Here is a 15,488-nt window from a genome sequence, read left to right on the forward strand (position 1 = left end):
TCAGGATGTCTCACTCGACCGAGGGATGTTTGCGGCATGCTGCGTACCGAGCTGATCCGTCCTCTGCCCGAGCTGCTGCGTGCGCACGCGGAGGAGTTCGGGGACAAGACCGCCTACTCCGACGCGCGGCGTGGCGTGAGCTACGCGGAACTGGAACTGCGGACGCGGCGGCTGGCCGGGCACCTGGCCGACCTGGGCCTGCGTCGCGGCGACCGGGTGGCGATCTACCTCGGCAACTGCGTCGAGGCCGTGGAGAGCTACTTCGCGATCACGCGGGCGAGCGCGATCGGCGTCCCCCTGAACCCGCAGTCCGCGGACGCCGAGCTGCGGCACTTCCTGTCGGACAGCGGCGCCGCCGTGGTGATCACCGATCCCCAGCACCTCGACCAGGTCCGGCGGGTGCTGGCGGACCGCGTGCCGCTGGCCGTCCTCGTGACCGGTGACGCGGCGCCGGCCGGCACGGTCCTGTTCGACCGACTGTCCACAACGGACCCGGTCGCGGCCGCGCGTGACGACCTGGGCTTGGACGAGCCGGCGTGGGTGTTGTACACGTCGGGGACGACGGGCCGCCCCAAGGGCGTGGTGTCGACCCAGCGGAGCTGCCTGTGGTCGGCGGCGGCGAGCTACGCGCCGGCTCTGGAGCTGTCGCCGGCCGACCGGGTGTTGTGGCCGTTGCCGTTGTTCCATTCGTTGTCGCACATCGTTTGTGTGCTGGGCGTGGCGGCGGTGGGCGCGTCGGCCCGGGTGCTGCCGGGCTTTTCGGCGGAGGACGTCCTGGGTGCGGTGGCGGAGTTTTCGCCGACCGTGCTGGCCGGCGTGCCGACGGTGTACCACCACCTGGTGTCGGCCGGCGGCGGTGTCGGGATGCCGGGCGCGCGGGTGGGCCTGGTGGGCGGCGCGGTGCTGTCGGCCGGGTTGCGGCGGTCTTTCGAGGATCTGTTCGGTGTTCCCCTGGTGGATGCGTACGGGAGCACGGAAGCGTGTGGTGCCATCACGGTGAACGGCATGCGGGGCGGCCGGGTCGAGGGGTCGTGCGGGTTGCCGGTGGAGGGGCTGGCGCTGCGGTTGGTGGGCGTGGAGTCGGGTTCGGACGTAACGGCCGGAGCCGAGGGCGAGGTGTGGGTCCGGGGTCCGAACGTGATGCTGGGGTACTACAACCAGCCGGCGGCGACCGCCGAGGCGGTGGTGGACGGCTGGTTGCGGACGGGGGATCTGGCCCGTCGTGACGAGTCGGGGTTCCTGACGATCACGGGCCGGATCAAGGAACTGATCATCCGGGCCGGTGAGAACATCCATCCGGGTGAGGTCGAAGAGGTCGTCCGGGACGTCACGGGTGTGGCGGACGTCGCGGTGGCGGGGCGGCCGCACGAGGTGCTGGGCGAGGTCCCGCTGGTCTTCGTGGTGCCGGGCCTCGGGGGTTTCGATCCCGCCGACGTGCTGGCTGCGTGCCGCGAACGCCTGTCCTACTTCAAGGTCCCCGAGGCCGTCTACCAGATCGACGGGATCCCGCGGACCGCTTCCGGGAAGGTCAAGCGCCACGCCCTGCTCGACGCGCCGGCCCGGCTGCGGGCCGTCGGCGGCGGGCACCACGAGAACCTGTTCCGCACCAGCTGGGTACCGGCCGCGCCGTCACCGTCCACTTCGGACGAGAGCTGGGCGGTCGTCGGCCCCGGCCTGGCCGGCGCGCCCGGCGCCCGGGTGACGACGTACGACGGCCCGGCCGGCTTCCACGAGGCGGTGGACCGCGGCGAACCGGTTCCGGACGTCGTCGTCGTCCGGTGCGAGGACCGTGCCGACGAGGCCGGGCCCGGCCTGACCGCCTGGCTGCCGCGATGGCTTGCCGACGAACGGTTCGCCGGTACCCGTCTCGTCGTCGTGGTCCCCGGCGTGGCCGGCCCCGAAGACTCGGACGTGGTGAGCGGGCTCGCCGACGCGCCGCTGTGGGCGGCGCGGACCGAGCACCCGGAGCGGTTGTCCGTGGTGCTCGCGGACCCCGGCGAGAGCGGCGACGAGTGGGGTGCGGGCTTGCGCGACGCCGTCGCCGCGGGCGAGCCGCGGTCGGCCGTGCGCGCCGGCACCGCCCTGGTCCCGCGCCTCGCTCGGGTGTCGACGGCGGCCGGCGCCGAACCGGCCGCCGAGTTCGACGCCACCGGCACGGTGCTGGTCACCGGCGTGGCCGAGCTGCCCGCCGGAGCGATCGCCCGCCACCTCGTCGCCACCCGGGGCGTGCGGCACCTCCTGCTGCTGAGCCCGCGAGGCGAGGCGGACGAGACCGCGGCGCGGCTGCGGGCGGACCTGACCGCCGACGGCGCCGACGTCACCCTGCTGGCGGCCGAGCCCGCCGACCGCCCGGCGCTCGAGGCGGCGCTGGCCGGGCTCAGCCGCCCCGTCACCGCCGTGGTGCACGTCCAGGGCGCGAGCGATCCGTCCGTTGTGGATGGTGCGACCACCCTGCACGAGCTGACGCTCGGCACCGACGTCTCGGCGTTCGTCCTGGCCTCTCCGGCGGCCGGGCTGCTGGCCGACGGCGCCCCGTCGGCCGCCAGTGCGTTCTTCGAGGCTTTGGCGCACCACCGCCGGGTCCGCGGCCTGCCCGCCGTGGCCGTCTCCTGGGGTGCGTGGGAAGCGGAACCGGCGGCCGGCCGGGGGACCGCCGGGGCGGAAACACTTTCGGTGGACGAAGGAATCGCGATCTTCGAGGGCGCGCTCACGGCCGGGCCCGGCTCGCTCGTGGCCCTGCACCTGGACCTCCCGGCCTGGCGTGGCGTGGCCGAGCGGCGCGCGGTGCCGAAACTCCTGCGCGCCCTGCTCGGCCTGCGCGACGAGCGCACACCGGCGGGAGCGGCGGCGACCGCGGAGTGGCGGCGCCGGCTGACCGCCGTGTCCGGCGACGACCAGGTCCGCTTGCTCGCGGAGCTGGTGCGGGCCGAGGTGGCGAACGTGACGGGGTTGCCCGGCGGCGGCTCGGTGGCGGCGGAACGCGCCTTCCGCGAGCTGGGGTTCACCTCGGTGAACGCGGTCGAGCTGCGCAACCGGCTCGGCGCCGCCACCGGCCTGGACCTGCCGGCCACGCTGGCCTTCGACTACCCGAACCCGGGCGCGGTCGCCCGGCACCTGCGGACCGAGCTGCTGGGCGGCGGCGCCGCGGTGGCCGCGCCGGTCGCCGCCGCGTCCGATGTGGACGATCCGATCGCCATCGTGGGGATGGCGTGCCGCCTCCCCGGCGGGGTCGCGTCGCCGGCCGCGTTGTGGGACCTGGTCGCGGCCGGGGGCGACGCGGTCTCGGCGTTCCCGGACGACCGCGGCTGGGACCTGGACCGGCTGTTCGACCCGGACCCGGACCGGGCGGGCAAGTCGTACGTCCGCGAGGGCGGATTCGTCCACGACGCCGCGGACTTCGACGCCGGGTTCTTCGGGATCAGCCCGCGTGAGGCCCTCGCCATGGATCCGCAGCAGCGGCTGCTGCTGGAAGCCTCGTGGGAGACGTTCGAAAACGCGGGCATCGACCCGGTTTCGTTGCGGGGCGGCAGTGTCGGTGTCTTCGCCGGCGTGATGCACCACGACTACGGCCCCGGCGACGACCAGGTGCCGCCGGACCTGGTGGGCTACATGGGGACCGGGACCGCCGGGAGCGTGGCGTCGGGCCGGGTGTCGTATTCGCTGGGGTTCGAGGGTCCGGCGTTGACGGTCGATACGGCGTGTTCGTCGTCGCTGGTGGCGATTCACCTTGCGGCGCAGGCGTTGCGTCGTGGTGAGTGCTCGATGGCCCTCGCTGGTGGCGTGACGGTGATGGCGACGCCGGTGTCGTTCGTGGAGTTTTCGCGGCAGCGCGGTCTGGCTGCAGATGGCCGGTGCAAGCCGTTCGCGGGGGCCGCGGATGGTACGGGCTGGGGTGAAGGTGCCGGGCTGGTCCTGCTGGAGCGGCTTTCGGCGGCCCGGGCGGCCGGGCATCGGGTGCTGGGTGTGGTGGCGGGTTCGGCGGTGAACCAGGACGGTGCGTCGAATGGTTTGACGGCGCCGAACGGTCCGTCGCAGCAGCGGGTGATCCGGGCTGCGCTGGCGAGCGCGGGCCTGTCGGTGTCCGATGTTGACGCTGTTGAGGCGCACGGTACGGGGACGTCGTTGGGTGATCCGATCGAGGCGCAGGCGTTGCTGGCGACTTATGGTCAGGATCGGGTCGAGCCGTTGTGGCTGGGTTCGGTGAAGTCCAACATCGGGCACACGCAAGGCGCTGCGGGTGTTGCCGGTGTGATCAAGATGGTCGAGGCGATGCGCCACGGCGTGTTGCCCGCGACGTTGCACGTCGACGAGCCGACGCCGGAGGTGGATTGGTCCGCCGGTGCCGTGCGGCTGTTGACGGAGTCGCGCGCGTGGCCGGAGGCAGGTCGTCCGCGGCGGGCGGGGGTGTCGTCGTTCGGGATCAGCGGCACCAACGCCCACGTGATCGTCGAGCAGGCGCCAGAATTCGACAGCACACCTGATGACGAGCCCGTAGAGGTGCTCGATGTGGTGCCGCTGGTGGTGTCGGGTCGCGGGACGACCGGGCTGCAGGGGCAGGCCGCACGGCTGGCGACCTTTGTGGACCACGATGACGTGTCGCCGGCCGACGTGGGGCGCGCCTTGGTGACGACCCGGGCGACGCTGCCCGATCGCGCCGTCGTCCTGGCCGCCGACCGCGGCGAGGCCGTCGCGGGGCTGCGGGCGCTGGCCGACGGCGCGTCCGGAGTGGGCGTGATCTCGGGTGTGGCGGACGTCGAAGGCAAGCGGGTGTTCGTCTTCCCGGGCCAGGGCGCGCAGTGGGCGGGCATGGGCCGGGAGCTGCTGGCGGCGTCGCCGGTGTTCGCGGGTGTGGTCGCGGAGTGTGAGAAGGCGCTGGCGCCGTGGGTGGACTGGTCGGTGACCGAGGTCCTGCAGGGCGCGCCCGGTGCTCCCGGGCTGGACCGGGTCGACGTCGTGCAGCCGGCGTCGTTCACGGTGATGGTGGGCCTGGCCGCGGTGTGGCGGTCGTGGGGCGTGACGCCGGACGCGGTCGTCGGGCACTCCCAGGGCGAGATCGCGGCCGCGTGCGTGGCGGGCGGGCTGTCCCTGGAGGACGCGGCGAAGGTGGTCGCGCTCCGCAGCCAGGCCATCGCGACCGAGCTGGCCGGCCGCGGCGGGATGCTGTCGCTGGCCTTACCGGTCGAGCGGGCCGCGGAACGCGTGCTGGCCTGGGACGGTCGGGTGGAGATCGCGGCGGTCAACGGTCCCGCCTCGGTGGTGGTCGCCGGTGATCCGGACGCGCTGGCCGAGGTGCGAGCGGCCTGCGACGGCGACGGTGTGCGGGCCCGGATGATCCCGGTGGACTACGCCTCCCACACCCGGCACGTCGAAGCCCTGCGGCAGCGGCTGGCCCAGGACTTGGCCGGCATCGAGCCCACCGCGACCCGGATCCCGATGTGGTCGACCGTCACCCAGGAATGGGTTCAGGGCGCGGAGCTGGACGCCGGGTACTGGTACCGCAACCTGCGGCACCCGGTCGGGTTCGCCGCCGCGATCGAGACGCTCGCGGCGCAGGGACACCGCGCGTTCGTCGAGGTCAGCCCGCATCCGGTGCTGACCGCCGGCATCCAGGACATCCTCGACACCCAGGACGGAAGCCCGGCCGTGGTCACGGGGACGGTGCGCCGCGACGACGGCGGCCTGCGGCGGTTGCTGGCGAGTGCGGCGGAGCTGTTCGTGCGTGGCGTGAACGTCGATTGGCCGGGCCGGTTCGCCGGGACCGGTGGCCGGCGGGTGGAGCTGCCGACGTACGCGTTCCAGCGTGAGCGCTTCTGGCTGCACGCGACGTCGGCGTCGGGAGACGTCTCGGGTGCGGGCCTGGTGTCCCCGGAACACCCGTTGCTGGGCGCCTCGACGAGCGTGGCCGCCGGTGAAGGCGTGTTGTTCACGGGCCGGTTGTCGGTGCGGACGCATCCGTGGCTGGCCGATCACGCGGTCTCGGGTGTGGTGCTGGTGCCGGGAACGGTGTTCGTGGAGCTGGCGATCCGGGGTGGTGACGAGGTCGGCTGCCCGGTCGTCGACGAGCTGATCATCGAAACGCCCCTGGTACTGCCCCCGCGGGACGCGGTCCGGATCCAGCTCCAGGTCGAGGAGCCGGACGAGGACGGGCGACGGCGGTTCGGCGTCTACTCCACAGCCGGTTCCGCCCCGGGCTGGGTCCGGCACGCGAGCGGTGTCCTTGTACCGGACGCGAAAGCGCCGTCCGCCGATCTCGCCGGCTGGCCGCCGGCCGGTGCGGTGGCGGTCGACGTCGACGGCTTCTACCCGCGGCAGTTCGCCGCCGGGTACGAGTACGGCCCGGTGTTCCAGGGCCTGCGGAAGGTGTGGACGCGGGGCGACGAGGTCTTCGCCGAGGTGGCGCTGCCAGGCGACGGTGCGGAGGCGGCCGGGTTCGGCCTGCACCCGGCCCTGCTCGACGCCGCGCTGCACGCGAGCACCTTCTGCGCGGGTCAGCAGCCGGCCCCCGGGCAGACCCCGCTTCCCTTCGCCTGGAACGGCGTCGCCCTGCACGCGTCCGGGGCTTCGGCCCTGCGCGTGCGGGCGGTGCCCGTGGGCGCCGACGGCGTTTCCCTCGAGGTGACCGACCCGGCCGGTGCGCCGGTGGCGTCGATCGGCTCCTTGGTCCTGCGGCCGGTGGCCACCGACCGGCTGGGCGCGTCCCGCGACGCGGCGGCGGACTCCCTGTTCCGCGTCGAGTGGAGCGCGACCCCCGTCGAACCCGTCGCCGAGCCCGGTCCGATGACGCTGGTCGAAGTACCCGCCGACGCGCGGGATGCCCGGGCGGCCGTCGGGTACACGCTGCAGGCGGTACAGCGGTGGCTCGCGGAGGAGCGGACCGGCGACGAGCGTCTCGTCGTCGTGACGCGCCACGCGATGGCCGTGGACGACCCGGGCGTGTTCGTCGAGCCCGGATCGGCCGGGGTGTGGGGCCTGGTGCGCTCGGCGCAGTCGGAACACCCGGACCGGATCGTGCTGGTGGACGTGGACGGCTCGGAGCCGTCGCGGGGGATGATCGCGGCGGTGGTGGCCTCGGGTGAGCCGCAGGCAGCCGTGCGCGGCGGCACGGTGCTGCTGCCGAGGCTGGTCCGGGCGACCGGCGGCGCGGAGCTGGCGCCGCCGGCCGGCTCGCCCGCGTGGCGGCTGGAAAGCGGCGCCGCGGGCACGCTGGAAGGCCTGGCCCTGGTGCCCGCGCCCGAGGTGCTGCGGCCGCTCGCCGCCGGCGAGGTCCGGGTCGAGGTGCGGGCGGCGGGGGTGAACTTCCGCGACGTGCTGGTGTCGCTGGGCATGGTGCCCGGTCAGGAAGGCCTGGGTGGCGAGTTCGCCGGGGTGGTGACCGAGGTCGGCCCGGGAGTGTCCGGGGTGGTCACCGGGAGCCGGGTGATGGGCATCCTGGGCGGGGCGTTCGGCGGTTTCGGCCCGGTGGTGGTCGTGGACGAGCGCCTGGTGGTCGAGGTGCCCGCCGGGTGGTCGTTCGAGCGGGCGGCGTCGGTTCCGGTGGCGTTCCTGACGGCGCTGTTCGGGCTGCGGGACCTGGCCGGCGTGGGGACCGGCGACCGGGTGCTGGTGCACGCGGCCGCGGGCGGGGTGGGGCTGGCGGCGGTGCGGCTGGCCCGCTGTTTCGGGGCGGCCGTGTTCGGGACCGCGAGCCCGGCCAAGTGGGACGTGCTGCGGGCCGAAGGGCTGGACGACGCGCACATCGGCAGTTCCCGGACGGTGGAGTTCGCGGACCGCTTCGACGGCGTCGACGTGGTGCTGAACTCGCTGTCGGGTGAGTTCGTGGAGGCCTCGCTGAGCCTGCTGTCCGCGGGTGGCCGGTTCCTGGAGATGGGCAAAACGGATATCCGTGACGCGCAGGCGGTCGCGGCTGCGTATCCGGGCGTCGAGTACCAGGCTTACGACCTCGGGCGGACCGCGGGCCCGGACCGGATCCAGCAGCTGCTGCGGGAGCTGGTGCAGCTGTTCGAGAGCGGGCAGCTGGAGCCGTTGCCGGTGACCCTGTGGGACGTCCGGCGGGCACCGGAGGCGTTCCGGTTCATGAGCCAGGCCCGGCACGTGGGCAAGGTCGTGCTGCGCATGCCGCGGACCCTGGACCCGGACGGCACGGTCCTGATCACCGGTGGCACCGGGACCCTGGGCGGCTTGCTGGCCCGGCACCTGGTCACCGAGCACGGTGTGCGGCACCTCTTGCTGCTCAGCCGCGGCGGTCCCGACGCCGCGGGTGCGGCGGAGCTGGTGCGCGAACTGGGCACCGGGGTGCAGGTGCTGGCGTGTGACGTGGCGGATCGGGACGCGGTGGCCGCGGCCCTGGCCCGGGTCCCGGCCGAGCATCCGCTGACCGCCGTCGTGCACACCGCGGGCGCGCTGGACGACGGGGTGGTCTCCGCGCTGACCCCGGAGCGGGTCGCCGCCGTGCTGCGGCCGAAGGCCGACGCGGCGGAGATCCTGCACGAGCTGACGCGCAGGCTCGACCTGGCCGCGTTCGTGCTGTTCTCCTCCGGCGCCGGCGTGCTGGGCAACCCCGGCCAGGGCAACTACGCCGCCGCCAACGCCTTCCTCGACGCCGCGGCGCAGCGGTGGAACACGACCACCGCCCCCACGACGTCGCTGGCCTGGGGCTACTGGACGCAGACCAGCGGCCTCACCGGGCACCTCGACGACACGGACCTGTCGCGTCACCGGCGAAGCGGCGTCACCGGCCTCTCCACCGAAGAAGGCCTCGCCTTGTTCGACGCCGCACTGAGGTCCACCGAAGCCGCGCTGGTGCCGGTGAAGCTCGACCTCGCGAGTCTCCGCGAGAACAGCGCCTCGGGGCCGGTTTCGCCCTTGCTGCGCGGCATGGTCCGGCCGGGCAGGCGCGTCGCGACGACGGGCACCGCCGCCGCGGGCGGGCTGACGCAGCGGTTGCGCGACCTGGCGGAGCCGGAGCGCTTACGCGTGCTCGTCGACCTCGTCCGCGGCGAGGCGGCCATCGTGCTCGGCCACGCCACCGTCGAGGCGATCGGCAGCACCAAAGCGTTCAAGGATGCCGGTTTCGACTCGCTGACCGCCGTCGAGCTGCGCAACCGCGTCAGCGCGGTCACGGGTCTGCGCCTGCCGGCCACGGCTGTCTTCGACTACCCCACCCCGGAAGCTCTCGCCCGCTACGTGCGGACCGGGCTGCTGGGTGACGACGAGACGCCGGCCGCTCCGGTGGCCGTCGCCTCGGTCGCGGACGACCCGATCGCCGTCATCGGCATGTCGTGCCGGTTCCCGGGCGGGGTCTCGTCGCCCGCGGAGTTGTGGGACCTGGTCGCCGGCGGGGTCGACGCGATCGGCGCGTTCCCGGACGACCGCGGCTGGGATCTCGACGGGCTGTTCGACCCGGACCCCGATCGGGCCGGGAAGTCGTACGTCCGCGAAGGGGGATTCCTGGCGGACGCGGCCGGTTTCGACGCGGGGTTCTTCGGGATCAGCCCGCGTGAGGCCCTCGCGATGGATCCGCAGCAGCGGCTGCTGCTCGAGACGTCGTGGGAGACGCTCGAAAACGCCGGCATCGACCCGCTTTCCCTGCACGGGCAGAACGTCGGCGTGTTCGCCGGGGTGATCAACCACGACTACGCCGTGCGGATCCACCTGGCGCCCGGAGACCTCGAGGGCTACCGGCTGACCGGTACCTCGGCCAGCGTCGCGTCGGGCCGCGTGTCGTACTCGCTGGGGCTCGAAGGGCCGGCGTTGACGGTGGACACGGCGTGTTCGTCGTCGCTGGTGGCGATTCACCTGGCGGCGCAGGCGTTGCGGCGCGGCGAATGCTCGATGGCCCTCGCGGGAGGCGCGTCGATGATGGCGCTGCCCGGCCCGTTCGTGGAGTTCAGCCGGCAGCGCGGGCTGGCCGGCGACGGCCGCTGCAAGCCGTTCGCGGGCGCCGCGGACGGTACGGGGTGGGGTGAAGGCGTCGGCTTGATCTTGCTGGAGCCCTTGTCGGTCGCGCAGGCGGCGGGGCACCGGGTGCTGGGCGTGGTGGCGGGTTCCGCGGTCAACCAGGACGGTGCGTCGAACGGGTTGACGGCGCCGAACGGCCCGTCGCAGCAACGGGTGATCCGGGCGGCGCTGGCGAATGCCGGTCTGTCGGTGTCCGATGTGGACGCCGTTGAAGCACATGGCACGGGCACATCGCTGGGTGATCCGATTGAGGCTCAGGCGTTGCTGGCGACGTATGGGCAAGATCGGGAAGAGCCGTTGTGGCTGGGTTCGGTGAAGTCCAACATCGGGCACACCCAGGGCGCCGCCGGCATCGCCGGGGTGATCAAGATGATCGAGGCGATCCGGCGCGGGGTGCTGCCCCGGACGTTGCACGTCGACGAGCCGTCGCCGAAGGTGGACTGGTCCGTCGGTGCGGTGCGGTTGCTGACGGAGTCGCGTGCGTGGCCGGAGGCGGGTCGGCCGCGTCGGGCGGGGGTGTCGTCGTTCGGGATCAGCGGCACCAACGCCCACCTGATCCTCGAACAAGCACCCGAGCACCCGGTCGACGAAGAACCCGTGGTGGCGCCGGATGCGCTGGTGCCGTTGGTGGTCTCGGGCCGCGGTGCGGCGGGACTGCGTGGCCAGGCGGCCCGGCTGGCGTCCTTTGTGGACGAGAACGACGTCTCCCCGGCGGCGGTGAGCGCGGCGTTGGTGACGACGCGGGCGACGCTGCCGGACCGCGGGGTGGTCCTGGCGGCGGACCGCCGGGAGGCGGTCGCCGGACTGCGCGCCCTGGCCGCGGGCGACGGGGCGGTCTCGGGCGTGGCGGACGTCGACGGCAAGTGCGTGTTCGTGTTCCCCGGCCAGGGCGCGCAGTGGGTCGGGATGGGTCGCGAGCTGCTCGCGGTGTCACCGGTGTTCGCCGAGGTCGTGGCGGAGTGCGAGAAAGCGCTGTCGCCGTGGGTGGACTGGTCGGTGACCGAGGTGCTGCGGGACGCGCTCGAGCTGGACCGGGTGGACGTCGTCCAGCCGGCGTCGTTCACCGTGATGGTGGCCTTGGCCGAGGTGTGGCGCGCGCAGGGCGTGACGCCGGACGCGGTCGTCGGGCATTCGCAGGGTGAGATCGCCGCCGCCTGTGTGGCGGGCGCGTTGTCCTTGGCGGACGCGGCCGAAGTCGTGGCGCTGCGCAGCCAGGCCATCGCCACCTCGCTGGCCGGCCGCGGCGGCATGCTGTCGCTGGCGTTGCCGGCCGGGCAGGCCGCCGAGCGGCTGCGGCCCTGGGACGGGCGGGTCGAGCTCGCGGCGGTCAACGGCCCGGCGTCCGTGGTGGTCGCGGGTGACCCCGACGCGCTGGCCCGGCTGCGGGCCGCCTGCGAGCAGGACGGCGTGCGGGCGCGGCTGATCCCGGTCGACTACGCCTCCCACACCCGGCACGTCGAAACCCTCCGCGAGCGGCTGGCGCGGGACCTGGCCGGCCTGCGGCCCGGCCCGGCGCGGGTGCCGATGTTCTCGACCGTCACCCAGGAATGGGTGGACGGCGCGGAACTGGACGCCGGGTACTGGTACCGCAACCTCCGCCACCAGGTCGGGTTCGCGCCCGCGATCGAGGCGCTGCTGGAGCAGGGCCACCGCGCGTTCGTCGAGGTGAGCCCGCATCCGGTGCTGACCACCAGCGTCCAGGACACGCTCGACGCCCACGACCGGGTCCCGACCGTCGTGACCGGCACGCTGCGCCGCGGCGACGGCGGACCGCGGCGGCTGCTGACCAGCCTCGCCGAGCTGCACGTCCGGGGGATCCCGGTCACCTGGCCGGTGCCCCGTCCCGGCGCGCACCTGGAGTTGCCGACCTACGCCTTCCAGCACGACCACTACTGGCTCGACATCCCCGAGCCGGCCGGCGACGTGGCGACCGCGGGCCTGCGTTCCCCGGGGCACCCGCTGCTGGGCGCGGCCCTGCGGCCGGCCGACGGCGACGGCGTGGTGCTCAGCGGGCGGATCTCCACGCGGTCGCACCCGTGGCTGGCCGGGCACGCCGTCTCCGGCGTCGTGCTCCTGCCGGGCACGGCGTTCCTGGAGCTGGCCATCCGGGCCGGCGACGAGGCCGGCTGCCCGGTCGTCGAAGAGCTCGTCGTCGAGGCCCCGCTGGTGCTGCCCGAGCGGGGCGCGCTTCAGCTGCAGGTCGTGGTGGACGACGCCGACGCGACCGGGCGCCGGGCGGTCCGCGTCCACAGCCGCGACGACACCGACGACCGCGGAAGGTGGACGCGGCACGCCGCAGGCACGCTGACCGCCGTCGAGCCGGCCCCGGCCTTCGATCTGACGGCGTGGCCCCCGGCCGACGCCGAACCGGCCGATCTCACCGGCTTCTACGACGGCCTGGCGGCGGCCGGTTTCGGCTACGGCCCGGTGTTCCGGGGGCTGCGGAAGGTGTGGACGCGGGGCGAGGAGGTCTTCGCCGAGGTCGCGTTGCCCGGCGACGGCGCGGGCGCGGGCGGGTTCGGGCTGCACCCGGCACTGCTCGACGCGGCGTTGCACAGCACCGACTTCGCCGCGTCCGCCGATCCGGCGAGCGGCCGGAAGCTCCTGCCGTTCTCGTGGACCGGCGTGACCCTGCACGCCTCGGGCGCGTCGGCCCTGCGGGTGCGGGCGGTGCGGACCGGCGCGGACAGCCTGTCGCTCGTCGCGGCGGACCAGGCCGGGACACCCGTCGCCACCGTCACCTCGCTGACCCTGCGTCCGGCGGCACCGTCGCGAAGCACCTCCACCGTCGCCGACTCCCTGTTCCGGGTCGGCTGGACCGCGACGGCGCTGCCCGAGGTCACCGACCCGCCGGAGTGGGACGTCCTGGACGTCCCCGGCACGACGTTCGACGCCGCCGGTCTTCGTGCCTCGGTGGGGCACGTCCTGGCCGAGGTGCAGCAGTGGCTCGACCGGCCGGAAACGGGCACCACCCGGCTCGTGGTGCTGACCCGGGGCGCGGTCGCCGCCCAGGACGGCGAGCCCGTCCGCGAGCCGGCGGCGGCCGGGGTGTGGGGGCTGGTCCGGTCGGCGCAGTCGGAGAACCCGGGGCGCATCGTGCTGGTGGACGTGGACGGCCCGGAGTCCCGGGCGGCGGTGGCGGCGGTGGTCGCGTCCGGTGAGCCGCAGGCGGCGATCCGCGGCGGAACGGTCCTGCTGCCGCGGCTGGCCCGGGTGACGGCGGACGCGGAGCTGGTGCTGCCGGGTGACCCGGCGTGGCAGCTGGCGAGCACGGGAGCCGGGACGCTGGAAAGCCTGGCCCTGGTGCCCGCGCCCGAGGTGCTGCGGCCGCTCGCCGCCGGCGAGGTCCGGGTCGAGGTGCGGGCGGCGGGGGTGAACTTCCGCGACGTGCTGGTGTCGCTGGGCATGGTGCCCGGTCAGGAAGGCCTGGGTGGCGAGTTCGCCGGCGTCGTGACGGAGATCGGGCCCGGCGTGCTCGGGTTCGCCGCCGGAGACCGCGTGATGGGGATCCTCGACGGGGCCGTCGGTGGCTTCGGTCCGCTGGTGGTCGTCGACGAGCGGCTGGTCGTCGCCGTGCCCTGCGGCTGGTCGTTCGAGGTGGCGGCGTCGGTACCGATCGCGTTCTTGACGGCCTGGTACGGGCTGCGGGACCTCGGCGGCGTCGGTGCGGGGGACCGGGTGCTGGTGCACGCGGCCACCGGCGGGGTCGGGATGGCCGCGGTGCGGCTGGCGCGGTGCCTGGGAGCGGAGGTGTTCGGCACGGCCGGTCCGGCCAAGTGGGCCGCACTGCGCGAGGAAGGCCTGGACGACGCGCACATCGGCAGTTCGCGGACGGTCGGCTTCGCGGACCGGTTCGGCGAGGTCGACGTGGTGCTCAACTCGTTGTCCGGTGAGTTCGTGGAGGCCTCGCTGGGGTTGCTGCCCGCGGGCGGCCGCTTCCTGGAACTGGGCAAGACCGACATCCGCGACGCCGAAGCGGTCGCGGCGGCCTACCCGGGAGTGCGGTACCAGGCCTACGACCTGGGCCGGTCGGCGGGCCCGGACCGGATCCGGCAGCTGCTGCGGGAGCTGGTGGAGCTGTTCGAGAGCGGGCAGCTGGAGCCGTTGCCGATCACGGTGCGGGACGTCCGGCGGGCGCCGGCGGCGTTCCGGTTCATGAGCCAGGCCCGGCACGTGGGCAAGGTCGTGCTGCGCATGCCGCGCCGGCTGGACCCGCGCGGCACGGTCCTGATCACCGGTGGCACCGGGACCCTGGGCGGGCTGCTGGCCTGGCACCTGGTCGCCCAGCACCGGGTGCGGCACCTGGTGCTGCTCAGCCGCGGTGGGCCCGACGCGGCGGGTGCGCGGCACCTGGTGGGGCAGCTGACCGAGCTGGGCGCGGAGGTGCGGGTGGTCGCGTGTGACGTGGCGGACCGGGACGCGGTGGCCGCGGTACTGGCCGCGGTTCCGGCCGAGCACCCGCTGACCGCGGTCGTGCACGCCGCCGGCGCGCTCGACGACGGCGTGGTGTCCGCGCTGACCCCGCGGCGGCTCGACACCGTGCTCCGTCCCAAGGCCGACGCGGCCCTGATCCTGCGCGAGCTGACGCAGGGGCTCGACCTGGCCGCGTTCGTGCTGTTCTCCTCGGGCGCCGGCGTGCTGGGCAACCCGGGCCAAGGCAACTACGCCGCCGCCAACGCCTTCCTCGACGCCGCGGCCCAGCACTGGGACACCACCGCCACCGCCGCCACGTCGCTGGCCTGGGGCTACTGGGCCGAGACCAGCGGCCTCACCCACCACCTCGACGCCACCGATCGCGGCCGGATCGGCCGCGGCGGCGTGCGGCCGCTGTCCACCGACGACGGGATGGCGTTGTTCGACGCCGCGCTGGGGAGCACCGAGGCCGCGCTGGTGCCGATGCACTTCGACCCGGCCGCGGTCCGCGCGTCGGACGGCACGGTCCCGGCGATCATGCGGGGTCTCGTCCGCGCGACGCGGCGGACAGCGGAGTCGGCCGCGGTGTCCGGGGAGTCCTGGGCGCGGCGGCTGGCCGAGGTCACCGCGATCGAGCAGGAAAGCGCGCTCGTGGACCTGGTGCTCACCGGCGTGGCGGCCGTGCTGGGCCACACGACGAAGGAGACTCTCGACGCGGAGACGGCGTTCAAGGAGCTGGGGTTCGACTCGCTGACCGCGGTCGAACTGCGCAACCGGCTGACCAGGGTCACCGGCCTGCGCCTGCCCGCGACCGTGGTCTTCGACTACCCGAAGCCGGCGGTACTGGCGAAACACCTGCGCACGGAACTGTTTCCCGACCGGAGCGACACCAGCGGCACCACCGGCGAGTCCCGTGAGGACGAACTCCGCCGGGTGCTGTCCGCGACGCCGCTGAGCCGGTTCCGAGATGCCGGGGTGCTGGACACGCTGCTCCGGCTCGCCGGCTCGGCCGAGCCCGAAACCGGCGGGCACGAAGCAAGTGAGATCGACGCCATCGACGACATGGACGCGGGCGATCTCGTGAAGCAGGCACTGCGCAGCGCCGGCCAGTAGGCGGC

General features: G+C 74.4%; 1 protein-coding gene. It reads left to right on the forward strand.

The window, feature by feature from the left end:
* Positions 1-36: 36 nt before the first annotated feature.
* Positions 37-15,483, forward strand: coding sequence for a type I polyketide synthase (locus MUY22_RS28210; protein ID WP_247049457.1), 15,447 nt, complete (start codon positions 37-39; stop codon positions 15,481-15,483).
* Positions 15,484-15,488 lie beyond the last annotated feature (5 nt).

The organism is Amycolatopsis sp. WQ 127309 (assembly GCF_023023025.1).
Lineage (GTDB): Bacteria > Actinomycetota > Actinomycetes > Mycobacteriales > Pseudonocardiaceae > Amycolatopsis.

Coding starts and splice junctions, on each gene's coding strand:
- MUY22_RS28210 (WP_247049457.1), top strand. CDS start 37: ATGCTGCGTACCGAGCTGATCCGTCCTCTGCCCGAGCTGCTGCGTGCG.